22 protein-coding genes are annotated in these 23,951 nt (G+C 63.1%); 15 read left to right on the top strand and 7 right to left on the bottom strand.

Annotation, left to right across the window (positions count from 1 at the left end):
• Positions 1 to 12 precede the first annotated feature (12 nt).
• Positions 13 to 1,698 (bottom strand): sensor histidine kinase, encoded by a 1,686-nt coding sequence (locus tag AC6I6L_RS06195; protein ID WP_497916867.1) that lies wholly within the window; start codon positions 1,696 to 1,698, stop codon positions 13 to 15.
• An 84-nt stretch (positions 1,699 to 1,782) separates the two neighbouring features.
• The gene (locus AC6I6L_RS06200) at positions 1,783 to 2,580 is read right to left on the bottom strand and encodes a UbiA family prenyltransferase (RefSeq protein ID WP_497916868.1); all 798 of its coding nucleotides are present in this window, start codon (positions 2,578 to 2,580) and stop codon (positions 1,783 to 1,785) included.
• Between the two features lie 485 nt (positions 2,581 to 3,065).
• Here AC6I6L_RS06200 and AC6I6L_RS06205 point away from each other — a divergent pair, with 485 nt between their 5' ends.
• The 3 genes from AC6I6L_RS06205 to pheT are packed head-to-tail and all read left to right on the top strand — an operon-like array spanning position 3,066 to position 6,512.
• The gene (locus tag AC6I6L_RS06205; protein WP_497916869.1) at positions 3,066 to 3,242 is read left to right on the top strand and encodes a hypothetical protein; all 177 of its coding nucleotides are present in this window, start codon (positions 3,066 to 3,068) and stop codon (positions 3,240 to 3,242) included.
• 31 nt (positions 3,243 to 3,273) lie between these two features.
• Positions 3,274 to 4,800 (top strand): phenylalanine--tRNA ligase subunit alpha, encoded by a 1,527-nt coding sequence (gene pheS, locus AC6I6L_RS06210; protein ID WP_497916870.1) that lies wholly within the window; start codon positions 3,274 to 3,276, stop codon positions 4,798 to 4,800.
• The gene (pheT, locus tag AC6I6L_RS06215; RefSeq protein WP_497916871.1) at positions 4,800 to 6,512 is read left to right on the top strand and encodes a phenylalanine--tRNA ligase subunit beta; all 1,713 of its coding nucleotides are present in this window, start codon (positions 4,800 to 4,802) and stop codon (positions 6,510 to 6,512) included. The genes pheS and pheT overlap by 1 nt, the downstream gene beginning before the upstream one ends.
• 182 nt (positions 6,513 to 6,694) lie before the next feature.
• Here the strand turns inward: pheT and AC6I6L_RS06220 are convergent, their stop codons facing one another.
• Positions 6,695 to 6,892 carry a SymE family type I addiction module toxin gene (locus AC6I6L_RS06220; protein WP_459887774.1) on the bottom strand — a complete coding sequence of 66 codons (198 nt, stop codon included), beginning with the start codon at positions 6,890 to 6,892 and terminating at the stop codon, positions 6,695 to 6,697.
• 256 nt (positions 6,893 to 7,148) lie between these two features.
• On the opposite strand from AC6I6L_RS06220, the gene AC6I6L_RS06225 reads away from it, so the two are divergent.
• The 8 genes from AC6I6L_RS06225 (at position 7,149) to AC6I6L_RS06260 (ending at position 12,948) form a co-directional block, all read left to right on the top strand.
• Positions 7,149 to 7,457, top strand: coding sequence for a non-histone chromosomal MC1 family protein (locus AC6I6L_RS06225; RefSeq protein WP_497916872.1), 309 nt, complete (start codon positions 7,149 to 7,151; stop codon positions 7,455 to 7,457).
• 618 nt (positions 7,458 to 8,075) lie between these two features.
• A complete protein-coding gene (locus tag AC6I6L_RS06230) occupies positions 8,076 to 9,413 on the top strand; it encodes an MFS transporter (RefSeq protein WP_497916873.1) in 1,338 nt (445 codons plus the stop codon).
• 62 nt (positions 9,414 to 9,475) lie between these two features.
• On the top strand, positions 9,476 to 10,294 hold the full coding sequence (gene pheA, locus AC6I6L_RS06235; RefSeq protein WP_497916874.1) for a prephenate dehydratase: 819 nt from the start codon (positions 9,476 to 9,478) through the stop codon (positions 10,292 to 10,294).
• 144 nt (positions 10,295 to 10,438) lie between these two features.
• Positions 10,439 to 10,663: a hypothetical protein gene (locus AC6I6L_RS06240; protein ID WP_497916875.1), complete on the top strand. Its 225-nt coding sequence runs from the start codon at positions 10,439 to 10,441 to the stop codon at positions 10,661 to 10,663.
• 163 nt (positions 10,664 to 10,826) lie between these two features.
• Positions 10,827 to 11,462, top strand: a complete 636-nt coding sequence (locus AC6I6L_RS06245) for a helix-turn-helix domain-containing protein (protein WP_497916876.1) — start codon at positions 10,827 to 10,829, stop codon at positions 11,460 to 11,462.
• A gap of 135 nt (positions 11,463 to 11,597) precedes the next feature.
• A complete protein-coding gene (locus AC6I6L_RS06250) occupies positions 11,598 to 11,867 on the top strand; it encodes a DUF7571 family protein (protein WP_497916877.1) in 270 nt (89 codons plus the stop codon).
• Positions 11,868 to 11,972: 105 nt separating this feature from the next.
• Entirely contained in the window at positions 11,973 to 12,428 is a 456-nt protein-coding gene (locus AC6I6L_RS06255; RefSeq protein WP_497916878.1) for a peroxiredoxin, read from the top strand.
• 100 nt (positions 12,429 to 12,528) lie between these two features.
• Entirely contained in the window at positions 12,529 to 12,948 is a 420-nt protein-coding gene (locus AC6I6L_RS06260; protein ID WP_497916879.1) for an Hsp20/alpha crystallin family protein, read from the top strand.
• A 45-nt stretch (positions 12,949 to 12,993) separates the two neighbouring features.
• Here the strand turns inward: AC6I6L_RS06260 and AC6I6L_RS06265 are convergent, their stop codons facing one another.
• Positions 12,994 to 13,419: a DUF7522 family protein gene (locus AC6I6L_RS06265; RefSeq protein ID WP_497916880.1), complete on the bottom strand. Its 426-nt coding sequence runs from the start codon at positions 13,417 to 13,419 to the stop codon at positions 12,994 to 12,996.
• On the opposite strand from AC6I6L_RS06265, the gene AC6I6L_RS06270 reads away from it, so the two are divergent.
• From AC6I6L_RS06270 to AC6I6L_RS06285, 4 genes are all read left to right on the top strand, one after another.
• Positions 13,420 to 13,554, top strand: coding sequence for a hypothetical protein (locus AC6I6L_RS06270; RefSeq protein ID WP_497916881.1), 135 nt, complete (start codon positions 13,420 to 13,422; stop codon positions 13,552 to 13,554).
• 41 nt (positions 13,555 to 13,595) lie between these two features.
• The gene (gene leuS / locus AC6I6L_RS06275; protein WP_497916882.1) at positions 13,596 to 16,253 is read left to right on the top strand and encodes a leucine--tRNA ligase; all 2,658 of its coding nucleotides are present in this window, start codon (positions 13,596 to 13,598) and stop codon (positions 16,251 to 16,253) included.
• Between the two features lie 287 nt (positions 16,254 to 16,540).
• Entirely contained in the window at positions 16,541 to 18,784 is a 2,244-nt protein-coding gene (locus AC6I6L_RS06280) for a methyl-accepting chemotaxis protein (RefSeq protein ID WP_497916883.1), read from the top strand.
• Positions 18,781 to 19,593 (top strand): bacteriorhodopsin, encoded by an 813-nt coding sequence (locus tag AC6I6L_RS06285; protein ID WP_497916884.1) that lies wholly within the window; start codon positions 18,781 to 18,783, stop codon positions 19,591 to 19,593. Before AC6I6L_RS06280 ends, AC6I6L_RS06285 begins: the two co-directional genes overlap by 4 nt.
• Before the next feature lie 228 nt (positions 19,594 to 19,821).
• Here the strand turns inward: AC6I6L_RS06285 and AC6I6L_RS06290 are convergent, their stop codons facing one another.
• From AC6I6L_RS06290 to AC6I6L_RS06300, 3 genes are all read right to left on the bottom strand, one after another.
• Positions 19,822 to 20,814: an ornithine cyclodeaminase family protein gene (locus tag AC6I6L_RS06290; protein ID WP_497916885.1), complete on the bottom strand. Its 993-nt coding sequence runs from the start codon at positions 20,812 to 20,814 to the stop codon at positions 19,822 to 19,824.
• Positions 20,815 to 21,338: 524 nt separating this feature from the next.
• Positions 21,339 to 23,000, bottom strand: coding sequence for a thermosome subunit alpha (gene thsA / locus AC6I6L_RS06295; protein ID WP_497917100.1), 1,662 nt, complete (start codon positions 22,998 to 23,000; stop codon positions 21,339 to 21,341).
• Between the two features lie 294 nt (positions 23,001 to 23,294).
• Entirely contained in the window at positions 23,295 to 23,858 is a 564-nt protein-coding gene (locus tag AC6I6L_RS06300; protein ID WP_497916886.1) for a KH domain-containing protein, read from the bottom strand.
• Positions 23,859 to 23,951: the final 93 nt, after the last annotated feature.

The raw sequence follows: 23,951 nt of genomic DNA on the forward strand, positions 1-23,951 counted from the left end.
TCTCGATACTTCTTAGGCGTCGGCTTCGGTCGACGGCGAGAGGACCGGCACTTCGACGGTAACGACCGCGCCGGAAGGATCGTTCTCCGCGAACGCGATCGAGCCGTCGGCGATTTCCGTGCCCCACTTGGCCAGCCAGAGACCGAGACCGCTGCCGTGTTTGAGGGACGTTTCGGTTCCGCGCTCGAGAACCGAGCGCTCGTAAGTAGCGATGCCAGGGCCGTCGTCGGCGATACAGACGCGGACCCGGTCGCCGTCGGTGGCCGTGCTGATCCGAACGGACGGCGACGGATCGGTGTTGTGCTCGATTCCGTTCTCGATGAGATTCGCGAACACGGGTTCGAGGACGCTGGCGACGTAAACATCCTCGCACCGGGATTCGCGATCGATTCGGGCGTCGGGATGGGTCTCCCGGACGGTCTCGATTCCGTCGTCGAGCAGCGAATCGAGTGACGCAGGCTCGATCGATTCGCGACCCTGTTCGAAAATTCCGATGATGTCTCGGGCCTTACCTGCCAGCTCTTCGATTCGTTCGGCGCTCGCGGTGATTTCGTCGGCAGCGCCCTGTCGGCCCTCCTCGGCGAGGAACTCCGCGTAGCTGCTGATGACGTTCGTTTCGGTCCGAATGTTGTGTCTGAACACCCGGTTCAGAACTTCGTGGCGTTGCTGGTGTCGAACGTGCTCGCTAATGTCGTGAAACGTGATGACGTGTCCGATGGTTCGCCCCCGAATATCGGTGAGTCGGGTCGACGTCACGTCGTACAGTCGGTCGTCGTGGGGACTCGTAAACGGCTGCGATCTGGACGTCGAGCTGTCCGGCAGAATCGACGAATCGTCGGATGTGATCGTCGGGACTGGGCGGCCAAGCACGTCACAAGGTTCCGTTCCCAGGATCGACGCGCCGGCCTCGTTGATGTCGACGACGTTTCCGTGGCTGTCGATGACGATGGCACCGTCGGGCATCCGCTCGAAGAGGAGTCGACGGGCGCGCGGGTTGGGCGACGGACTCGTCCCGAAGAGTTGAAATCGCGTGAGCGCCCCGAGGCAGGCGACGCCGGAGATCAAAAACGCCACGGGCGTCGGATCGAGACCCGGCACCGGAATGGAGTCCGTCAGAAAGAGCACGTTGCTGGCCCACGGGGCGATGATCCCGATCAGCAGCGCCGTGCTCTGTCCTCGAAACGGGAGCGAGCTCGTTCGGATCAGTTTGAGAAGTGGAACTGCCCCGAGAAGTCCGAGCAGATACGTGTAGGCGGTGATGATCCAGAACCAGGGACCGGGAGTTCGGCTGAGCAACAGCTCACCGTTTCGCTGGACCAGTTCCGAGTCGGTGTAGAGCAACGAACTGTCGGTGAGAGCGAGGACGATCGTAACGACTGGCACGACCGAGAGGCCAACGACGTACCGCGGACGGATGTACTGATCTCTGCCGGTGTACTCCAGTGCGAAGAGCAGCCACCCGACCGGGATGGCAACGACGCCGAGCCACCTGACATTCGCCCAGAAGACTTTCATTTCGAGCGTAGACGCCCCCAGGTCGAAGACCAACAGCGCCGACCACAGACACTGTCCGGCCAGCATCACAGTAAGTGGTACCGCACCCGGTTCGGGTCGCTCTCGCCAGGCGAGAAGCGCCGCCGCCGTACCGATTGCGACGGTTGCAAGTAAGATCCCCGACAGAATAGTAAGAGAGGGCACCGATACTGAATTGATCTCAGCGTTGGGTCTTAAATGTACGGTAAAACCCTACTATCAAAAGATGTGTTTCTATTGCCAGTTAGATCAGAACAGTAGCACAACGAACAGAAGAACGGCGAAAACGACGAGATACTCGCACTCGGCGGCTTTCGCCAGCAGTTGTTCGTCGTCGTACCGCCCAATCAGCGACGTGACACCGATCGAGTAGGCGATCCCGGCGACCAGTGGCAGTGCCATCACGGGAGAGAGGTACTCCGCCGCGGTTGCACCCGCTATGAGACCGAGCGTCACGAGATCGATTCCGAGGAGGAGCTGACGGGTCCTCGTCCGGCCGAAGACGACCGGCATCGTCGGGACGCCGATCGCGCGGTCCCCCTCGGTGTCGGGAACGTTCGAGAGTTCCGTGTTCGTGACGACCCGGAGAAAGAAGTACGCAAAGACGATCAGGGCCAGCACTGTCACGGTACCGTTGGCGAACGCGAGGGGCAGAAAGGTGAGCGTTATGGCCCAAGCGAGTGCGACCACGACGGTGTTGAACAGAAAGACGTCTTTCAGCCGTCGAACGCGCGTTCCCAGACTGGGCAACAAATCCGTGGCGTACCCGATCCAGAAGACTCCCGGCAGCAGGGTTATCGCGAGCGCGAACGGCCCACCGAGAACGGAAAGTGCAACTGCGAAGCCGTAGGCGATCGATGCCAGAACGTACAGCACGTCCCGGTATCGCCGCACGAACGCCGCCTGCCGGGGGTTCGACACCGCGTCGGTGTCGACATCTGCGAGTCGATCGTTCGTGTAGACAGCGAAGACGACGAGACCGACGATCGCCGCCGCTGGCGTCAACTGCAGCGAGAGCAACACCGACACGATAATGACCTCTGCCATGGCGATCAGCGACAGATACGCCGAGCTATACACCAGTGTCTCCCAGGGTCGTCTCGTCCTCGAGGAGGGCTGAGAGTGCAGTTCGTGGCGTTGCTGCGGTGACGCGTTACCTTCGTCTGAAACGGTCTGTCTTTTTCGTACCATAAGTTCGATAATGTCACGAACGGCCGTTGATCGGCCGTTCGCTGCCGAATCGATCGTCACGATTGATAGAGTTTCGTACTGCGTTACAGTAGAGAGTTCGTGTTTAGAAATAATACCGATCCGGGTTAAAAAAATTAATTCCGCGGCTGATCACAGTACTCCCGCCGTCGCCCCACCGTCGTCGACGGTTCGTTACCGATCCCGGAGCGAGCGCAAGGTTTTTCGGGTATCGTCGTGTTCCGACGGGTATGGCGTCCGAATCCCACGCTGTCGGTGTCGATACCCAGATAGTACAGCAGCGGTCGGGATTCGGCTTCTTTTTTGCCCGGTGATCCGGGCCGGTGAACCCGGGAACGGCCACACCGGCCGTTCCCGGCGAAACCGTCCACGTCAGCCCCGTCGGCGCGGAGCCACACGACGTGGCGTCCCCAGGCGATCGATCGCTCTGGGCGGCGAATACATCCCGAGCGATCGATCCGCTACCGGGATCGAGCGCCGATCGGAGTCGGAACCGCTAACTGACCGACCCACGGCAATTCAGATAAGCGAATGCAACTTCCCGAACCACAGGTTGCGGTCATAGAGGCCGCAAGCGCAGACGAGGCACGATCCGTCGACGCCCTCGCTGCGGCGACCGAACTCCCGCCGGAGACCGTCACCGGCGCGGTCTTCGAACTCGAAGACGAGGGACTGGTCGCCGTCAGCGAGCGGATCGACGAAACGATTTCACTCACCGACGAGGGCGCGGAGTACGCTACGGCGGCGCTTCCAGAGATCGAACTGTACGAGGCCGCACTCGATTCGGGTGCCGACGGAGAGCCCGTCTCAATGGGGCGGGCCATCGGCGCATCGGGACTCGACGGCGGTGCCGTCGACATCGCCCTCTCGAACTACGCCCGCAAGGGGTACGGCGCGATCGACAGCGGCGAACTCACCGCCGACGTCGACGCCGACCCGACAGCCGACGCCGAGGCGAACGCTCTCGAACAGCTCGTCGACGCCGACGAAACGCCGATCGACGCCGTCGAGATCGACGATACAACCCTCGACCAGCTCGAACGACGCGGTCTGCTCGAACGATCGGAAACGACGGTTCGCGAGGTCACCCTCACGGAACGCGGCGTGACCGAACTGATGGCGGGCATCGAAACGGCGGAGACGGTCGGTCAGGTCACGCCCGAGTTGCTGACGAGCGGAGCGTGGCGAGACGTCGAGTTTGCCGAGTACAACGTCAAAGCTGACGCCGAGCGCGTCGACGGCGGCACGGTCCACATCCTCCGCCAGACGGCAGAACGCGTCACTGACGTCCTCGTCGGCATGGGCTTTCAGGAGATGGAAGGGCCACACGTCGACGCGGACTTCTGGATCAACGACTGCCTGTTCATGCCCCAGGACCACCCCGCGCGGACCCACTGGGACCGCTTCGCCCTCGAACAGCCGACACACATCGACGAGTTGCCCGCGGACCTCGTCGAGCGCGTCGAGCGCGCCCACCGGCAGGGCGTCGGCAAGGACGGCGAGGGGTATCACTCGCCCTGGGACGAGGACTTCGCGCGTGCACTCGCACTGCGCGGGCACACGACCTCGCTCTCGACGCGATACCTCTCCGGCGAGCAGATTGGGGAAATCGAACCGCCCGCGCGCTTTTTCAGCGTCGAGAAGGTCTACCGGAACGACACGCTCGATCCGACCCACTTGCTCGAGTTCTTCCAGATCGAAGGCTGGGTGATGGCCGAGGACCTCTCGGTTCGGGACCTGATGGGCACCTTCGAGGAGTTCTACGCCCAGTTCGGTATCACGGATATCGAGTTCAAACCCCACTACAACCCCTATACGGAACCGAGCTTCGAACTGTTCGGTACCCATCCCACGACGGGGGAACTCGTCGAAATCGGCAACTCGGGGATCTTCCGCGAGGAGATGCTCGAACCGCTGGGCGTCGACTGCGACGTGATGGCCTGGGGACTGGCGCTCGAACGACTGCTCATGCTGATGTACGGCTTCGAGGACATCCGCGACATCCACGGAACGCTCTGTGACCTCGATCTGCTGCGGAACACGGAGGTGACCTACTGATGCCCACCGTCGATATCGACCCCGACGAACTGCGGAGCCTGACCGGCCGCGAGGAGAAAAGCGACGACGACCTCAAGACGGATCTGTTCGGCCTCGGACTGGAGTTCGAGGGGCGCACCGAAGACGGCGCGTTCGAACTCGAGTTCGCCCCCGATCGGCTCGATCGGCTCTCCGTCGAGGGCGTGGCGCGATCGATGCGCTACCACTACGGCGATTCCCGCGGCGTCCACGTTCCCTCGACGAACAGCGCCGACTGGACGATCGAAGTCGACGAGTCGGTGCCCGACGAGCGCCCCTACGTGACGGGTGCGGTGATCCGCGACGTGAATCTGGACGAGGACGGTCTCGACTCGCTGATCCAACTACAGGAGAAACTCCACGCGACGATGGGGCGCAAGCGCGCGAAGGGCGCGATCGGGATTCACGACCTGACGATGCTGCGAGGCTCGCCCGCAACCGAGGGGAACCCCACCATCCGGTACGTCGGCGTCGAACCAGAGGGCGACACGTTCGTCCCGCTCGACTCGGACCGAGAAATGACGCCAGCGCAAGTACTCGAAGAGCACCAGACGGGCCGGACCTACGCGGATCTCGTCAGCGAGTACGAGCGCTACCCCGCGATCTACGACGATATCGGGCTGTTCTCGTTCCCGCCCGTGATCAACGGACGGCGCACCGAAGTGTCGACTGAGTCCCGAGACCTCTTCGTCGAGATGACCGGCACCGACCAGTGGACGATCGACAAGATGCTGACCATCGTCTGCTACGCGCTCGCGGCCCGCGGCGCGACGATCGAAGACGTTCGGATCGAGTATCCGGACCGCGAATTGGCGCGGCCGGACCTCTCGACGAAGACGAAAACGGTCGCCCACGATCGCATCGAGACCATTCTCGGGATCGATCTCGATCCCGACGAGGTCGTCGATCTGGCGGAGCGATCGGGCCTCGAAGCCGTAACGCGAGAGAACGACGAGGGAGACCTCGTCTACGAAGTGACGATCCCGCCCTACCGCGTCGACGTGCTCCACCCGCTCGACGTCATCGACGACCTCGGGCGCGCCTACGGCTTCAACGACCTCGAACCGAAGTACCCCGACGTGGGCACCGTCGGCGGCCGCCACGAGCGATCGCGACTCGAGAAGGCGGTTCGCGAACAGCTCGTCGGCCTGGGCTTCGAGGACCTGCTGAACTTCCACATGATCAGCGAGGTCGAGAACTTCGATCGAGTCGAGATTTCGCCCGACGACGGCGTCTACGGGGCGGGTGAGCCGGCGACGATCAAAGAGCCCTACAGCGAGGACTTCACCATGTTGCGGACGTGGGTCACGCCTTCGCTGTTGATGGTTCTCGAGCGAAACACCCACCGCGCGTACCCCCAGAACCTCGCGGAGATCGGCTTTACGGCTGCGGTCGACGACAGCGAAAATACGGGCGTTGCCGAGAATCGCCACGTCGCCGCCGCCCTCGCCAGCCACGAGGTCGGCTACGAGGACGCCAAAGCCCGCCTGCAGGCGCTCTGTCGGAAGTTCGGCGTCGACCTCGAAACGCCCCCGGCCGACCACCCGACGTTCATTTCGGGTCGAACGGCCACGATCGTCATCGACGGCGAGGAAGTCGGCGTACTCGGGGAGGTCCACCCGAAGGTGCTCGTCGAACACGACCTCGAGGTGCCCGTCGTGGCGTTCGAGTTCGATCTCGACGCCCTGCGCTGATCGGTCGTCGATCGGTTTTCAGCGGAAGCCGACGTTTCACCGCAGACAAGCGTACTGTACCGCGAGCGAGTGAAACAAGCGAGCGGGCCGACGACTGACCCGCAGGGGAAGGAGGAGTGCTTTTCATCGAAGTTTTCCCGAGGGTGCGCCACCGGCGCACCCGCAGCGGAAAAGTTCGTTCCTCAGAACTCGTGTTCGACCTCCTCTTCGTCTGCCTTTTGGATGATGATTTTGCCGTCCCGAACGCGAACGAAGACCTCGTCGCCGATATCCATGCCCGCGACTTCGAGTTCATCCTCGTGGAGGTTCAGGTGCACGTTGTGGTAGTTGCCGTCTTCGTCTTTCGCACCGCTTGGACTCAGCTTCTTTTTCCGTACCATCGCGGGATTCTATGACGAACTTCGCCGTAGGATATACTTAAGTGTTTTCGACGGTTCGGCGTCTGTGTTCCGTTCACTCGGTTCCTGATACTGTTCACTCGATTACTAATAAAACGACGTCCGGTCGACGATCCCGGAGGTGAGTTGGTGTGAGTATGTGGCGGTCGTACTCACTTAAAGATACCGGCGCAGTCGGTCGGTTTTCGGGGATATCTTTATGTCGAACCGTGTGCTGAATTGGCATGGAGGCGAAACCATGGTACGTGAAGACGGTAAACGAAACTTTGCACTGCGCGAGTCGTCCGGCGAAGAATCGAGTGTCTTCTCCGGAAACACACCGCGACAGGCTGCGCTCAAAGCGGCCCGGCGACTCGATCCCGGCTCCAGCGAGCCGGACGCCGATCGAGTCGAACTCCGACTGCGAGAGAAAGGGACCGACAAAGTCCACATCTACGACGGGTGGGCCTGGGAAGAGACCGCTCCCGACGACAAACCGGACTGGATGCCGAGCGAAATTACGGAGGCAAACGTCTCCAAGAAAGGAATCGAGCATCTCGACGAGTAACGACGTGAGAACGGGACGGCGTTTTCGTGCGTACTGCTTGTACGTCGCTCCCGCTGCCGAAAGTCGTATACGAACATCCAGTCGCCGGACGTAGCTTCTGGTTCGATCGAGACTTGCCGACAGTTCCACGTGATCGAGACTTGCCGACAGTTCCACGTACACGAACCCGTGGGTGTCCGGGATTACCACTGACGCGTCAGAAACGACCACCGACACTGGCCCACGAGTCGATCGATCGAATCGCGACCACGGGCGGTCGACGGTGGGAACCGGGACGACGGGCGGTCGTCGTCGAAATTCCGAAAGTTGTCGATCGTCGATTTGTCACCGAATAGGAGCACGGTTGGTCCGAGACGGAGTCAGTACTGGACAAACAATCGATCCCCTAGTGGCAATTATATTGATTAGGGGTTCGCCCCGGAGACAGTATTGTTGGAATCAGCTAATGAGTAGACCTATATGTGTCGAGATTTCCAGATTTTATCGAGATATGAACTCGATCGTCGGTGTACGGGCCAGAATAGGACCAGTATGTTGGAAGAGAATGGAGAGAGGTCGGGCGAATACAGATTCAGCCGGGGATCCGACGAGGACTGATTCGACCGGGAGGTGCTGTGCATGAAAGGCAAGTGGCGGACGCTCATTCTCGCGACCGCGATGTTCAACCTGGGGTTCGTTATCTGGTTTTCGTTCGCCCCCTTCACCGGCGGCATCGCCGAAGAATTTGGACTCTCTGTGGCCGATCTGGGGGTCGTCGCGAGTGCGGCTATCGTGGCCGTCCCGCTAGGCCGAATCCTCGTCGGACCGCTCACCGATCGGTACGGGGCGGACGTCACCGGGAGCGCGACGCTCGTGCTAGTCGGAATCTTCGCGATCATCAGCGCGTTCGCCCAGACCTACGAGGTGTTCATGGCCTCGCGAATCGTCGCCTCGCTCGCAGGAATTACCTTCGTCATCGGTATCCAGCACGTTTCCGAGTGGTTCGAAGAGGAGAACCTGGGGACTGCGGAAGGGATTTTCGCCGGACTCGGCAACGCCGGTGCCGGTCTGGGCGCGTACTTTACGTTACCGCGGATCTTTGGCGAGGGGTACGCAGACCCGATTTTCGGGGCCGGCTTCCTGGCAACTTCGAGCAACTGGCGCGCAGCGTTCTTTTACACGGGCGTCCTCGCCATCGTTCTCGGCGTTCTCTACTACCTGTTCACGGAGGCTGCAAAGAGTGATGCGAAACGAGAAGCGACCAAAGCCGGCGTCAGCTGGGACCAGTGGAAGTTCATCGCCACCCGGTACGGTGCTGTCGTGCTCTCGGTCGCGTACGTCATGACCTTCGGACTCGAACTCGCGATGAACGGCTGGCTTGGCACCTACTACCGCGAGGCGTTCGGCCAGGGTGACATCGTGATCGCCGCGACGTTCGCGGCCACGTTCTCGATCGCCGCGGGGTTGCTCCGACCGATCGGCGGCTACGTCAGCGACGTCGTCGCGCGCAAGGAGAGAAACATCCTGCCGTGGTTCGAGGGCCGCTACCGCGACCAGTGGACGTTTGCGACGCTCGTGTTCGTCACGGTTTCGATGTTCGGAATGACCGCTGCCGGACTGACCGGAAACATCTACATCGCCGTCGTCGCCGGCTTCTTCGTCGGGATGGGCTGTGCGTTCTCCGAGGGTGCGATCTTCGCCCAGGTCCCGGCGATGTTCCCGAACAACGCGGGGACCGTCGCCGGGATCGTTGGCGGCATCGGGACGATCGGCGGAGTCGTTTACCCGCTCGCGTTCGCCTCGCCGTACCTGCCGAACCTGCACACCGGCTACGCCGTCGTCGGGGCGACGATGATCCCGATCCTGGTGCTTGCCGCCTGGGTCTTCCAGCCCGACGTTGGCGAGCGCGCCACTGAAGACGGCTGGGTCGTCTCCGACGATCCACAGCAGTACGTCGCCGTGGCGAGCGACGACTGACCGGTCGCGAACACGTCACTGACCCGACGCGCTTTTCTCCCTCTCGCTGGTAGTCGTACCCGATGACCGCAGTTACGCTTGGTCCCGAAGGGACGTACTCACACCGGGCGACGACCGCGATCGCCGACCGAGACGCCATCGACTTTCGCCAGTCGGTGACTGCGATCGTCGACGCCGTCGCCAGCGAGGAGTACGACCGCGGCGTGATCCCGATCGAGAACAGCATCGAGGGGAGCGTCACGGAGAGTCTGGACGCCCTCGCGGAGTACGACGTCGCCGTCGTCCGGGAGATCGTCACGCCCATCCGCCACGCGCTGCTCGCACAGGGACCGGAGTTCTCGACGATCGCCAGCCACTCCCAGGCGCTGGCACAGTGTCGCTCCTATCTCGAGCGCGAGTACCCCGCGGCCACGCTCGAGGCCGTCGCGAGTACGGCCCAGGGCGTCGAACGCGCCCGAAACGACCCGACCGTCGCGGGTATCGGCCACCCGGCGAACGCCGACAACGGGACGACGCTCGAGGTCCTGGCCGAAGACATCCAGGACCGAGACTCGAACGCGACGCGCTTTTTCGCGATCGCGCCGGCCGACGCGCGCTCGAAAGGCGGCGGGAAAACCTCGCTGGTCGTCTACCCGAACGCGAACTATCCCGGCCTCCTGCTCGAACTTCTGGAACCCTTTGCCGACCGGGATATCAACCTGACACGCGTCGAATCGCGGCCGAGCGGCCGGCGGTTGGGCGACTACATCTTCCACATCGACATCGAGGCCGGCCTCTACGAGTCACGGACGAACGAAGCGATCGCGGACATCGAAGCGATCGCTGAAAAGGGGTGGGTCAGGAAACTCGGCTCCTACGATACGGAACACGTTGTCGAGTAGGCGTATCCGGGGTGGCCAACATCTTGGGCAAGCGTTCGTACCCGCCGCCGGAGAACGTCAATTCATGCAGCGAGGATCGCGATCGATTCGACGCGTCGAACTGCCAATACGACCAGCCTCAGCCGAATACACGGGAACGAATCGATGAGCGCGAGCAGAGCGTGGTCGCGATCGATTCAGCGGGCGATCCATCTGGTGTTTGCCGTCGTTCTCGGGATCTTCATCTACTCGCCGCTGTCCGGCGTGGACGCGGTGGAGCTACTGGTTCAGGCTGTCGTTTTCCCGGGTCTCACCCTCTCGGGGGTGCTCCTGTGGAAAGGGGCGCAGGTTCGCCAGTGGTTCCGGGTCCGTCGAACCAGCCCCAGATGATCGCAGACCGCGTCGCGTGCGGCGGTACACTCATCATGCCGGGCGCGCAACTCGGATCGGACTCCAATATGTTGGTGGAAAACCCATCGAGTGGGAGACCCGTCGTTCCACGACCTCCGTACCGGGAGCCGACCGGGAACGACTATGCCGGGGTTGGAGGGACGTGATCAGCGCGCAATTTCGCATTCGGCTTCCAGAGACCGTGTGGGTCGCAGGGCTCTCGCAGGCGTATCCCGACGCCACCTTTCGGCTCCTCTCGGGATACAGACTGGATGACAGCGCCGTCGAACTCGGAGAGGTCCGGACGGAGACGCCAGATGCGGTCGTCGAAGCGATGCGCGAACAGCCGTCGATACACGAATACGAACTGCTCGAGTCCGACGACCGACGGGCTCTCGGCAAGTACGAGACGACTGACCTCGACCTCTACGCGTTCGTCGAGAGGTCGGGACTCCCGATCGAGTTCCCGGTCGACGTCAGCAACGGCTGGTTCGAGTTCGACCTGACCGGAACCCGCGAGGAACTCGATCGACTCCGGGCGGGACTCGACGCCGCGCCACTTTCGTACGAACTGAAATCACTCGTCAACACGACTGAAGAAGAGACGCTGTTGACCGATCGACAGCGCGAGATTCTCGACGCAGCGGTGCGAGCGGGGTACTTCGAGGTGCCACGGGAATGTACACTTGCCGAACTCGCCGCGACCGCCAAGGTCGACAAATCGACGGCGAGTACGGTATTGCGCCGCGGCGAAGCCCGACTGGTCAAGTGGTATCTCTCCGGACCCGAAACGCGATAGCGATCGGCAAGCCGTAGCCGAACGGGTGTCCTGTCGGACAGACGTCCTGTCGAACACGACCACTGTAGCTGTTCGTTGACTATCACGTAGCGACAGGCATTTGTATTGCTATCACATGCCACTACTCGGATCGACATGAAACCGTGCCAAAACTGTCAGGCGGTCATCGACGAGTACACCCTGGACAAACAACTCGAACCCCTGCGTGAGCTTACGGTCGACGACTTCAACATCTGTGTCGACTGCGCGACCATCGTTTCCGATGCGTGCGTGAAGTGCAGCGGCGCGGTCTACGTTCCGCGGAGTGCAACTGATACACCCGATTACTGCCCAGCGTGCCGATCCGATTGTATCGAACGAACCGGTCGCGACCCCGGTTGGAATCGCAGCGTCACGTCTCCCTGAACGGGCCCTTCCCGACGGGAACTGTTTTTGCGTCCCGTGGTCGTCGAACGGCGATACCGAGACGACACCGAAAGCCGTTTGCGCCCGATAGCAATATGGTACTGTATGACACTCGAAACTGGTGTGGATGCACCGACCGTGACCGCACCCAACCAGGACGGCGAGGCGGTCACGCTCGCGTTCGACGAGCCGACCGTCCTGTACTTTTACCCGAGAGACGACACGCCGGGCTGTACGATTGAAGCGACCCAGTTCCAGCGCGAGCGCGAGACCTACCGGGAGGCCGGCGTCGCGGTCTACGGCGTCTCGACGGACGACGTCGAGTCGCATCGATCGTTCTGCGATTCCGAAGGCCTCGAGTTCGACCTGCTGGCCGACCCCGATGGCGAGATTTGCGAGGCGTTCGACGTCGAACGCCGAGGTGGGGCCGCGGCACGGACGACCTTTTTCCTTGCCAACGGCGAGGTTCGAGCGGTCTACGAGGGCGTCGACCCCGACGGTCACGCCCGAGACGTGCTGCTGGACGCACTCGAGGAGGGCCTCGTCACCCTGCCAGAGTGAACGAGTGGACGGTCGCCTCGAGACCACTGTCAGCGATCGCGTCCCTTCTGTCGGAGACTCGCGGGCAGAATTTATCTCGCTCGAGTCCGTATTGCGGGGTATGCGAGGAAACCCGTTCGACGAAATAGAGGAGATGCTCGACCGCGTCAGCCGACAGGTCGAAGAGGGGATGACGAGCGGTGGTCTCCAGGTGCCAGGCTCCGTCCCGATCGACGTCGCGGATACGGACGGCGAGTACGTCGTGACGGTCGATCTGCCCGGCTACGACACCGACGACATCGACCTGACGCTCTCAGAGGGGACGCTGCGACTCGAAGCCAACCGCGCGGACGATGTCGAGTACGCGGAGGGCCAATATCTCCGGCGCGAGCGGACCCGCACGTCGGCCAGTCGACGCATTCGGCTTCCCGAACCCGTCGACGAGGAGGGGGTTTCGGCGGGCTACGAGGACGGCGTGTTGACGGTCCGCCTGCCGAAAGTCGGCGGCGGCGGCTCCTCGCGCGCGATCGACATCGAGTGACCGAGCCGAGGGCGAGACATCGAGTCGAGGACTCGATGCCGGGAGTTACCGATCGGCAAGGAGTCGATCGATCGCGTGTCCGGCGTCCTCGAAGGCGGTGACGTCCATGCTGTCGGCGGTGAGGAGGACGCCGGCGTTTCCGATGAGTTTCCTGACGACGAAGCCGTCCGCGTGGAACCGGACGGTGAACTCGTAGGGACCGATGCCCCTATCGCCGTCCGCGGCGGAAATCGTTGTCCGAACGGGCGCTTCCGCGAAGCCGACCAGTTCGAAGTCGACGAGCTGGGATTTGACCTCGCGGGCTTCGGCAGTCGAGTCGTACAGGTCCTCTCGGACGTAGAGGACGTCGAATTCGGCGGGCGTGAAGTAGACGACCGATCGGAGCGTGTCACCGAGGCTCGTTCGGGTTGCGCTGACGAGCGCATCGGCAAGTTCCTCAGAGAGGTCGGTGGTGAAAGTGGACGAAGCCATGTGAGAGAAGACGACGCCGACGGTATCAACGATATCGGTGAGATGCGGGGAACCGTCGCCACCTGGGGCGAGATCAATCGGACGGTCGGAGTGTCGGTCTGGACGGAGTTTCGGACCGAAGGAGTCGATAGATAGTAAGCTATAGGGCGGCTACGAGTCCAACGATACGTATTCAAATGAGTGACGCGGGATACGACCACGCGACAGTCGAACGACGCTGGCAGGAGGCGTGGGACGAGGCGAACGTCTACCGGACGCCCGACGACGTCGACGACCCGACGTACGTCCTCGGGATGTATCCGTATCCGTCCGGAAAGCTGCACATGGGCCACGTCCGAAACTACACGATAACGGACGCCTACGCCCGGTACCGTCGGATGTGCGGCGACGACATCCTCCACCCGATGGGGTGGGACGCCTTCGGTCTTCCCGCAGAGAACGCGGCCAAGGAACGCGATACGAACCCGCGCGACTGGACGATCGACTGCATCGACACGATGCGCGACCAGATGAACGCGATGGGCTTTGGCTACGACTGGGAGCGCGAAGTGACCACTTGCGAGCCCGACTACTACCGCTGGAACCAGTGGCTGTTCACGCGCTTCCACGAGGAGGGGCTGGTCGAACGTCGCGACGCCGACGTGAACTGGTGTCCGAGCTGTGAGACCGTCCTCGCAGACGAGCAGGTCGAAGGCGAGGCCGAACTCTGCTGGCGCTGTGACACCCCTGTCGAGCAGCGCGAACTCGACCAGTGGTTCCTGCAGATTACCGAGTACGCCGACGAGTTGCTGGACGCGATCGACGAGCTGGAGGGGTGGCCGAACTCGGTGCGCCAGATGCAGCGCAACTGGATCGGACGACAGTACGGGACGGAACTCGAGTTCCGTATCGACGGCCACGGCGACGTTCGAGCCTTCACCACCCGCGTCGACACCATCCACGGCGCGACCTTTTTTGCGCTCGCGCCGGATCACCCGATCAGCGAGGAACTGGCCGCCGAGGACGACGAGGTCCACGAGTTCGTCCACCACGAAGCCGATCCCGACGGCGACGAACCGAACGGCGTAGAGACCGATCTCACCGCGACAAACCCCGTCACGGGCGAGGAGATTCCGGTCTACATCGCCGACTTCGTCCTCTCGGACGTCGGGACCGGCGCGCTGATGGCGGTTCCGGGCCACGACGATCGCGACCACGCCTTCGCGACAAAGATGGGCGAAGAGATCGTTCCCGTCATCGCTCCCGAACCCGACGACTGGGACGGCGAGACGGTCCCCGACGCGCCCGACGTGAGCGAGGAAGCGTTCACCGACGACGGCGTCCTCGTGAATTCGGGGGAGTACTCGGGACTGGACAGCGAGACGGCTCGCGAGCGACTTACCGAAGCGATCGACGGTGCCGAGGAGGCCACCCAGTACCAGCTTCGCGACTGGGGAATCTCCCGTCAGCGCTACTGGGGAACGCCGATTCCGGTTGTTCACTGCGAGGACTGTGGTCCCGTCACGGTCCCCGAGGACGACCTGCCGGTCGAACTGCCCGAGTTCATCAACACGACCGGGAATCCGCTCGACGCCGCCGAGGAGTGGAAGGCGACGACGTGTCCCGACTGTGGCGGCGAGGCGACCCGAGAGACCGACACGATGGATACCTTCGTCGACTCCTCGTGGTACTTCCTGCGGTACGTCTCACCAGATCTCACCGAGGCTCCGTTCGATCGCGATCGAGCCAACGACTGGATGCCCGTCGACCAGTACGTCGGCGGCATCGAACACGCCGTGATGCACCTGCTGTATTCGCGATTTTTCACCAAGGTGCTGGCCGATCACGAGGGTCTCGATCACCGCGAACCCTTCACGAACCTGCTCGCCCAGGGGATGGTCCAACTCGACGGCGAAAAGATGTCCAAGTCGAAGGGGAACGTCGTCTCGCCCCAGCGGATCGTCGAGGAGTACGGCGCGGATACGGCACGGCTGTTCATGATGCAGGCCGCCCAGCCCGAACGCGACTTCGACTGGAGCGAGGAGGGCGTCCGGTCGACCTACGCCTTCCTCACGCAGCTCCGGGAGATGGTCGAGGAGTACGCTACGACGGAGCCAGCCGGTGAGAACGACGCGATCGCCAGCTACGTCGACAGCGAGATCGACGCGACGATCGCGATCGCCGGCGGCGAGTACGACGAGTTGACGTTCAACACGGCCCTTCGCGAGACACAGGATCTGGTGCGAACCTTGCGCCAGTATGCAGAGTACACGGAACCCCACGCGAAAACCTACGAGCGCGGCCTCTCGGCGGTCGTCCGGCTTTTGGCACCCGTCGCTCCACACCTCGCGGAGGAACTCTACGAGAGCCTCGGCCACGACGAGTTCGTCGTCGACGCCCCCTGGCCGACCGCGACGGTCGATCGCGACTACGTCGAAAAACGCCGTAGACTGGTCCAGAACACACGCGAGGACGTCCGCGACATCGTCGAGGTCGCCGGTATCGAAGATCCACAGGCGATCGACGTGATCGTCGCCCCGGAGTGGAAGTACGACGCCCTCGAACTCGCGATCGAAAGCGACGCCGACAATCTGATCAGCGAACTCATGCAGGAACCGCACATTCGCGAGCACGGCGATGCCGCGGCCGACTACGGCCAGGACCTGCAGGTCGAACGCGAGGCGCTGTCGATGACCCTCGGACCTGAGGACGAGCACGGGGCGCTCGAAGCCGCCGGCTGGCTGCTCGAACGCGAGTTCGACGCAGCGGTTCGGGTCCGCCATGCCGACGCGGCCGACGACTCCGTGCTGAAAAACGCCGAACCCGGCCGCCCGGCGATCGAAATCGAGGACTGATCGCCCGCAGGCAGCGAAGCGGACGGACCAACTGTCGAGAGACGCGCGATTCGCGGATCGATCACCCGATCCGGATGTCGCCTGTCGAACGCCGCTCTGCGATAGTCGCCACACGTCTCGGATTCCCCCTGCGACCTGTTCGACAGAACTCAGTTATTAAATCCAATCAGCTCCACCAATTACATTTCTGGTCTGAATAGTCAATCTAACCGATATATTCAACATGGGCGAGAGAGCAGTGCCACGAGAAGGCATACCGCAGGGTCGGCTGCCTGTTCGTGAATATCATGTCACCCGAGGACTACATTCCTGATCGGCTACGAGAAGTGTATAGCGTCAAGATTGGCGTGATCTTTCTGCTGGTCGTCGTCGTAACGATCGGTGTCTCCGCAGTATTTTTCGCGCACGTATCAGGGGCACTCGGGCCGGCGGCCGAAGACGAGTTCGACGACCGGACGGCGGATCGAAGCGCTATCGCAGCGACGTGGCTCGAAACGAGCGACGAAACGGCACTCGGCCTCGCGACGGACGCGACGATCAGAGACGGTGATCGGGCGGCGATCGACACACGACTCGGTGAGGCCCGCGAAGAGCGGGCGGATAGGGTCGCCGAGATTCACTACCTCGACGGCGACGGAACCGTTCTCGAGAGCAGTGCAGACGACGCCACGGAGGAAGAGTTCTTCGACGAAACCGGGATCGACGGCGACACCGACGGGCCAAGCGCCCCACACGCGGCGCTCGGAAGCGGCGAGGACGTCCTCTCGTTCGTCTCCGAACTCGACCACAGCGAGGCCGGCGGACAGTACGTCGTCGTCTCCGTCCCGCTCGATGCGTTCGCGACGCTTCTGGAGACGGAAGAGGAGTACCGAACGATCGTTACCGACGGCGACGAGCCGATCGCGGCCGTCGGCGACGAGGCTGACGTTGGCGACGAGGCTGTCCTCGCAGCGCTCTCGACGGACGGTTCGGGCGTCGTCACGGGCGTCCCCGACGGCACAGACCGGGAGTACGCGGCGACGACGGCGACGATCGGTGACGGGCTCGAAGTGACGACGTACGGTGAGTCAACGTCGGTGTACGGTACCCAGGAGACGGCGATCGCGGGGATGACGGCGCTGCTGTTCGTCTTCGTGATCCACCTCGGGTTCGTCGGGATCGTCCTCGGTGGCAACATCTCGCTGAAACTCCGCCGACTGGCCGGGAAAGCAGAGCAGATGGGACGGGGCGACCTCGACGTAGATCTCGAGACCGATCGGAAAGACGAGGTCGGCATCCTCTACGATTCGTTCGCTGCAATGGGAGACGACCTCGACGAGACGATGACGGATCTAGAAGTCGAACGAGAGCGCGCCCGGCAGGCGAAAGCGAAAACCGAGCGTCGAAACCGCGAACTCGAGGCGGAAGCAGAGCGGTTCAGGACGGTGATGGCCGCGTGTGCCGAGGGCAACCTCGACCGACGGCTCGAACCCGAAAGTGACCACGAGGCGATGATCGAGATCGCCGACGCGTTCAACGAGATGGTCGCCGACCTCGAAGCGACCGTCGCGCAGGTCAAGCGGGTCTCGAGCGAGGTTGCCGAGGCGAGTACGGAGATGCAGACCAGCTCCGACGAGATTCGACGGGCCAGTGCGGAAGTTAGCAGTTCGATTCAGGAGATTTCCGACGGTTCGGCGTCCCAGACCGAAGATATGGAGACTGCGACGACCGAGGTCAAGGAACTGTCCGCGACGGTCGAAGAGGTCGCGGCCACGACGAGCACGATCGCAGACCAGACCGAACAGGTCGACGAACTCGTCACGACGGGTCAGCAGGTCGCAGCCGAAACGACCGCAGAGATGCACGACGCCAGCGATCGAACCGAGGCGGTCGTCGAGACGATCCGCGAACTCGAGCGGGAGGCCACGCAGATCCAGCGGATCGTCGAACTGATCGACGACATCGCCAGCCAGACGAACATGCTCGCGCTGAACGCGGCGATCGAGTCGTCTCGGTCGGCGAGCAACGCGGGCGACGGCGGCGGCTTTCAGGCGGTCGCAGACGAGGTCAAGGAACTGGCGGCACAGACCCAGACGGCGGTCGAGGACGTCGAGTCGATGATCGAGTCGATCCAGCGGCGAGCGACCGAGAGCGCGACGGAGATCGAGGAGACGGACGCGACGATCGCCGCGGCGACCGATCGCGTCGATTCGCTGTCGACCAAACTCGACCGGATCGCGACGGGAATCGACCAGACGACGGTCGGCGTCCAGGAGATCAACCGGGCGACTCACGAACAGGCAGCGTCCGCCGAAGAACTCGCGACGATCGTCCAGGAGGTTGCCAGCGTCTCGACGGAGACGACCGCACAGGCAGAACGGGTGACGGCGGCCGCCGAGGAGACGACGGCGACGGTCGCAGACGTCTCGGAGGAGGCGACGCGGCTCGACCAGCGGGCCGATACGCTCGCCGACGCCGTCGACGAGTTTACTGTCTCCGACGAGGCCAGTGACGGGAGACCGATCGCCGAGATCGGGGGTGATCGGCGATGATCCCCGAACTGCAGTTCTACCGGGTCACGTTCTACGTGATGGCTGCGGTGACCGGGCTCTTTCTCCTGTGGATTGCCCGACTGCCCTCGGGGAAGCGACGGTACCTGCTTCCGGTTCCGATCCTCTGTGGGACCCTGGCCCTCGCGAACTTCGGGATGTCTATCGGCTTGCTCCGGTTCGAGGCGTCGACCGGTGCGGCCGCACCGCTGACTCGCCACGTCGAGTACATGATCGCCTGGTCCGCCATGGCGGTCATCGCCGGCATCGTCGCCGGCGCGAGCAGACGCCAACTGTTCGCGCTCGCGACGCTGGTCGTTCTGGCGGTGGGCGGCATCATCGGAACCTATCTGACGACGCCACCACTCGACACGGCGTTTACCGCTTCCTCGATCCTGTTGTTGCTCGTCATCAGCTACCTGCTGGTCTGGCCGATTACGATCCAGTCTGGCTCCCAGACCGGCGAGCGCGTCCTCCTCTATGGCAAACTCCGGAACGTATTGCTGTTGATGTGGGGGGTCTTTCTCTGTCTCGCGATCTTTACGCGACAGGGGCTGGGCTTTCTGGACGCGTTTACCGGCGTCGCCATCGCGTCCTACCTCGATATCGTGTTCCGGATCGGCTTCGGTGCGATACTGCTCCGGGCGACCAACGCGACCGACCAGATCGTCACACAGATCGAATCGGGCGGTTCGGAGGGCGAACGGGCCGGAACGGGCACCGACGAGCCCGAGCCCGTCGCCAACGCCACCGAGGAGGTTACCATCTCATCACCCGGTGACGACGCAGGCGGTGTCGACCCGACTAACTGATCGCCGTCGTTCGTCATCGGTGACAGCATCGGCATTCGCGTCGCCGCAAAACGGGCTGTGTCGGCGCTATCGGACGATCGTGTCGGATCGTTCCCGGTTTGACGACAATCCCGACAGTCGCCGTAGTGTGTTATACGGCCGCTCGCGGTACGACGGGATTCAGCGACGGCTGTTCGAAATGACCATCCAACGAACGCAGACGGGTACGCGTGGCTTACCGTGACAGTCCTAACGATCGGTGTCGATCAGCTCGAACCCGTAGCCTGCATCGCGCTCGCGGGCGTTTTCGTACGCGATACGAGCGGCGGCGACGTCCTGGATCGCGAGTCCAGTCGAATCGAACACCGTGACGCCGGTCTCGTCGGTCCGGACCGCTAGCTCGCCGACGACGAACTGGCCGATCTCGCCGTAGATATCGTCGTCGGTCAGTACGCCCTCGCCGTAGGGGACGTTGACCTCGCCGGAGTGAGTACACTGCTCGTAGTCGTCGATCACGATCGTCGCCTCGAGCAACACCTCGTTGGCGAGTTCGTGTTTCCCCGCCGCGTCGGCCCCGATCGCATTGATGTGCGTGCGCTCGCCCACGTCGTCGGGACCGACGATCGGCTCTCGGACCGGCGTCACCGTCGACAGTATGTCGCAGTGGCCCGCTTCGGAGATGGTTCCGGCGCGGACGTCGAACTCGTCACCGAAGGCGTCGACGAACCGCCGGACCCGCTCTTCGTCTTTGTCCGCGACGACGACCGTCTCGATCGGGCGAACGGTTGCGATCGCCTCGAGTTGGGAGTACGACTGGACGCCGGCACCGACGATCCCGAGGCTCGCGGCGTCCTCGACCGCGAGGTAGTCGGTCGCGACCGCGGCCGCGGCTCCGGTTCGTTTCAGTGTGAGCATCGTCCCGTCCATGATCGCGAGGGGAAACGCCGTTTCAGGGTCCGAATAGATCATCGTCCCCAGCACGGTCGGCAGATCGTGTTGCTCGGGGTTGTCCGGGTGGACGTTGACCCACTTGACGCCCGCAGCGTCCCACTCGCCGGTATCCAGATACGAGGGCATCGATCGGAAATCGCCGTTGTACTGGGGGAGATCGATGTAGGATTTGGCCGGCATCTGGGCGTTCCCGCGCTCGTAGGCTCCGAAGGCTTCCTCGATCGCGGGGACGACGTCGGCCAGTCGTGCGTGCTCGTCGACGGCCTCGCTGTCCAATAGAAGCGTGTTCATAGTGGCGAATATTGCGAGAGAGGACTAAATACGTGGCGAGTCGTCGTCGACGGGGCCGCATCAGAGCTTTTGCTTCGAATATCTAACTGTATTACATAACCTTTCGAAGTTGGGGTGGCGATCGATCGGATACGCGGCGCTGGAAGTGAGATTGGGTTGGAAGCGACGACGAAACGGAACGAGAAGATGAACCGGTTCAAGACGTTAGCGAACGATTCCAGCAGCGATGCCCCGCCAGAGACGCCGTCACCTGGTGAACCGAGTCTTGTATTTCGTGCTGGCGAGCGAGCGGTGCGCAGCGGCACGCGCCGCGAGAATGCGAACGGGCGCAGAGCGCCCGTGAGCTTCGGAGAACCCGAGCGACGCCGTTCACCGCGAGCGCCCTGAGTCGCTCGCGGGCCGACGACCGATGTGAGCGGCGAGCGCGGCTCCGTCGCGCTCAAGCGAACGGAGGCAAGAGGCTTTTCATCGAAGTTTTGCCGAGTGTGGTCGCGAAGCGACCGCACGCAGAGCAAAAGTTCGTCTTACATCATGCCGCCCATGCCACCGCCCATGCCGCCCATGCCGCCGCCCATGCCACCGCCGCCCGGTGGCATCTCTTCGTCATCGTCGTCGTCGGCAACCGCGAGGTCACCGGCGGCGATGACGTCGTCGATGCGAAGCAGCATGACGGCCGCTTCGGTGGCGGACTCGATCGCCTGCGTCTTTACGCGCAGCGGCTCGTAGACGCCTTCTGCGGCCATATCGATCGTGTCGCCGGTGTAGGCATCGAGACCAGCGGCCGAGTTGCCGCCGTCGTGGTCGGCGCGGAGTTCGACCAGCGAGTCGATGGGGTCGAGCCCGGCGTTCTCGGCGAGCGTACGCGGGATGACTTCGAGTGCGTCCGCGAACGCTTCGACGGCCAGCTGTTCGCGGCCACCGACGGAGTCGGCGTAGTCGCGCAGGGACAGCGAGAGGCTGACTTCGGGTGCGCCGCCGCCGGCGAGCACCTTGCCGTCTTCGATGGTCGTACGGACGACGCCGAGGCTGTCTTCGATCGCGCGATCGACTTCGTCGATGACGTGCTCGGTGCCACCGCGGAGGATGAGGGTGACGGCCTTCGCGTCGTCGACGTCCTCGACGAAGATGCGCTGGTCGCCGGCGATTTCCTTCTGGGCGACGCTGCCGGCGAAGCCGAGGTCGTCCTCGGACAGGTCCTCGACGTTCGAGACGGGGCGAGCGCCCGTCGCGCGGGCGAGCTGGCCCTGATCGCTGGATTTGACGCGGCGGACAGCGATGATGCCCTCCTGAGCGAGGTAGTGCTGGGCCATGTCGTCGATGCCGCCGTCGACGAAGACGACGTCCGCGCCGACGTCGACGAGTTCGTCGACCATCTCGCGAAGCTGGCGCTCTTCCTGTTCGAGGAACTGCTCGAGCTGATCGGGGTCGGTGACGTTGACCTCGGCGTCGATCTCGGTCTCTTTGATCTCGAGAGCGCTATCGACGATCGCCACGTTCGCGTCCTCTGCGAAGTACGGCATGTTCTCGGAGACGCGTTCCTTGTCGACGATGACGCCTTCGACGAGTTCGGAGTTCTCGATCGAGCCGCCGACGACCTTCTCGACTTTGATGTTGTCCGTGTCGACGCCGTCCTCGTCGGCGACCGATCGCACGGCCTCGACGACGAGTCGGGCCAGCAGGTCGCGGGAGCTCTCTGCGCCCTTGCCGGTCATCGCGGTCGCGGCGATCTGTTCGAGAACCTCGGTGTCGTCCGCGTCGACGTCGATCGCGATTTCGTCGAGGGCGTCGATCGCTTCCTCGGCGGCCTGGCGATACCCCTGGGCGAGGGTGGTCGCGTGGATGTCCTGGTCGAGGAGGTCCTCGGCCTGGCTGAGGAGTTCGCCGGCGATGACGACGGCACTCGTCGTCCCGTCACCGACCTCGTCCTCCTGGGTCTCTGCGACTTCGACGATCATGTCGGCCGCCGGGTGGTCGATCTCCATCTCCGAAAGAAGCGTGACGCCGTCGTTCGTGACGACGACGTTGCCCGTCGAGTCGACGAGCATCTTGTCCATCCCCTTCGGTCCGAGCGTGGTGCGCACGGACTCGGCAACGGCTTTGCCGGCCTGTACGTTCATCGACTGTGCGTCTTTGCCGGATGTCCGCTGGCTGTCCTCCGAGAGAACGATAAGGGGCTGGTTGCCCATCTGCTGTTGTGCCATAGTCAGCTGAAGGATTGATTGTTATTCTATATAAAAGCTTTGGTATTACTACTCTCAGGGCGACCGAATCGGCCGGGGCGGTCGCTTCAGCTGAAATCGATCGACGGGTATTTATCCATATGTATCCGCACGAATCCGAACGGGAGTGGACCCGTCCAAACGGGAACAGATCCAGACAACCGCCGCTCGCACGCGACCGAGTCGTTTTGTCCGCTCGGTCCGTTTTGTCCGCTCGCTCCCGACTCGGTGGCCGTACCAACTGGCAGGTCTCCAAGTCGGTCAGGACGACCCGGACGAGCCGGGGAACCGGTGGTACTCCATCCCCTGGTGTTTCATTTCGTTGTGTCGCTCTTCGAGGAACGAGTAGACGGCTCCGTGGGGTGCACCGTCGAGCAACATCTCTGCGGCGCTGCGGACGGCGTCGACCTGTGGGGGAGTGCCGATGATTCCGAGCGTCGAGCCGTAGATCACGACCGATGCGCCCGAGAGTTCCTCCATGAGTTCGCGGGTGCGCCCGCCCTCGCCGATGAGTCTGCCCTTCTTACGTTTCATGTCGTTCGTGTTGCGCGAGGCGGAGTCGATATCGACGATGTCGAACAAGACCATGTCGTCGTCGAGCAACCGAAGCGCGTCCTCGGGCGGAAATCCCCGCCCGATCGCGCGGACGATATCGGGCGCTTTGAGCCCCCGAACCGGATCGCCAACCGTCTCGACAGCGACGGACCCGTTCTCGGAGTCGATGTCGAGACGGACCTCCGCTTCGGACTCGATTTCGCGCATCGTCTCGCCGCCCTCACCGATGAGAACGCCGATACGGTCCTGCGGAATCTTCACGTGTTGCATATCTCCCGGTAGTCACTCCCCGAGGTTAAGCGCTTGGTCCGCGAGCAACGAGTTGGGATCGCTCACACGCCGTTCGGTCTCTCATCGAGGGAG

This window comes from Halosolutus sp. DAT137 (assembly GCF_059736405.1).

Excerpts from the sequence above, each read along its gene's own strand:
- AC6I6L_RS06200 (WP_497916868.1), bottom strand. The coding sequence starts at position 2,580 with ATGGCAGAGGTCATTATCGTGTCGGTGTTGCTCTCGCTGCAGTTGACG.
- AC6I6L_RS06240 (WP_497916875.1), top strand. The coding sequence starts at position 10,439 with ATGAGCGCGAGCAGAGCGTGGTCGCGATCGATTCAGCGGGCGATCCAT.
- pheA (WP_497916874.1), top strand. The coding sequence starts at position 9,476 with ATGACCGCAGTTACGCTTGGTCCCGAAGGGACGTACTCACACCGGGCG.
- AC6I6L_RS06255 (WP_497916878.1), top strand. The coding sequence starts at position 11,973 with ATGACACTCGAAACTGGTGTGGATGCACCGACCGTGACCGCACCCAAC.
- AC6I6L_RS06230 (WP_497916873.1), top strand. The coding sequence starts at position 8,076 with ATGAAAGGCAAGTGGCGGACGCTCATTCTCGCGACCGCGATGTTCAAC.
- AC6I6L_RS06260 (WP_497916879.1), top strand. The coding sequence starts at position 12,529 with ATGCGAGGAAACCCGTTCGACGAAATAGAGGAGATGCTCGACCGCGTC.
- AC6I6L_RS06225 (WP_497916872.1), top strand. The coding sequence starts at position 7,149 with ATGGTACGTGAAGACGGTAAACGAAACTTTGCACTGCGCGAGTCGTCC.
- leuS (WP_497916882.1), top strand. The coding sequence starts at position 13,596 with ATGAGTGACGCGGGATACGACCACGCGACAGTCGAACGACGCTGGCAG.
- AC6I6L_RS06285 (WP_497916884.1), top strand. The coding sequence starts at position 18,781 with ATGATCCCCGAACTGCAGTTCTACCGGGTCACGTTCTACGTGATGGCT.
- AC6I6L_RS06280 (WP_497916883.1), top strand. The coding sequence starts at position 16,541 with ATGTCACCCGAGGACTACATTCCTGATCGGCTACGAGAAGTGTATAGC.
- thsA (WP_497917100.1), bottom strand. The coding sequence starts at position 23,000 with ATGGGCAACCAGCCCCTTATCGTTCTCTCGGAGGACAGCCAGCGGACA.
- pheS (WP_497916870.1), top strand. The coding sequence starts at position 3,274 with ATGCAACTTCCCGAACCACAGGTTGCGGTCATAGAGGCCGCAAGCGCA.
- AC6I6L_RS06290 (WP_497916885.1), bottom strand. The coding sequence starts at position 20,814 with ATGAACACGCTTCTATTGGACAGCGAGGCCGTCGACGAGCACGCACGA.
- AC6I6L_RS06250 (WP_497916877.1), top strand. The coding sequence starts at position 11,598 with ATGAAACCGTGCCAAAACTGTCAGGCGGTCATCGACGAGTACACCCTG.
- AC6I6L_RS06220 (WP_459887774.1), bottom strand. The coding sequence starts at position 6,892 with ATGGTACGGAAAAAGAAGCTGAGTCCAAGCGGTGCGAAAGACGAAGAC.
- AC6I6L_RS06300 (WP_497916886.1), bottom strand. The coding sequence starts at position 23,858 with ATGCAACACGTGAAGATTCCGCAGGACCGTATCGGCGTTCTCATCGGT.
- AC6I6L_RS06265 (WP_497916880.1), bottom strand. The coding sequence starts at position 13,419 with ATGGCTTCGTCCACTTTCACCACCGACCTCTCTGAGGAACTTGCCGAT.
- pheT (WP_497916871.1), top strand. The coding sequence starts at position 4,800 with ATGCCCACCGTCGATATCGACCCCGACGAACTGCGGAGCCTGACCGGC.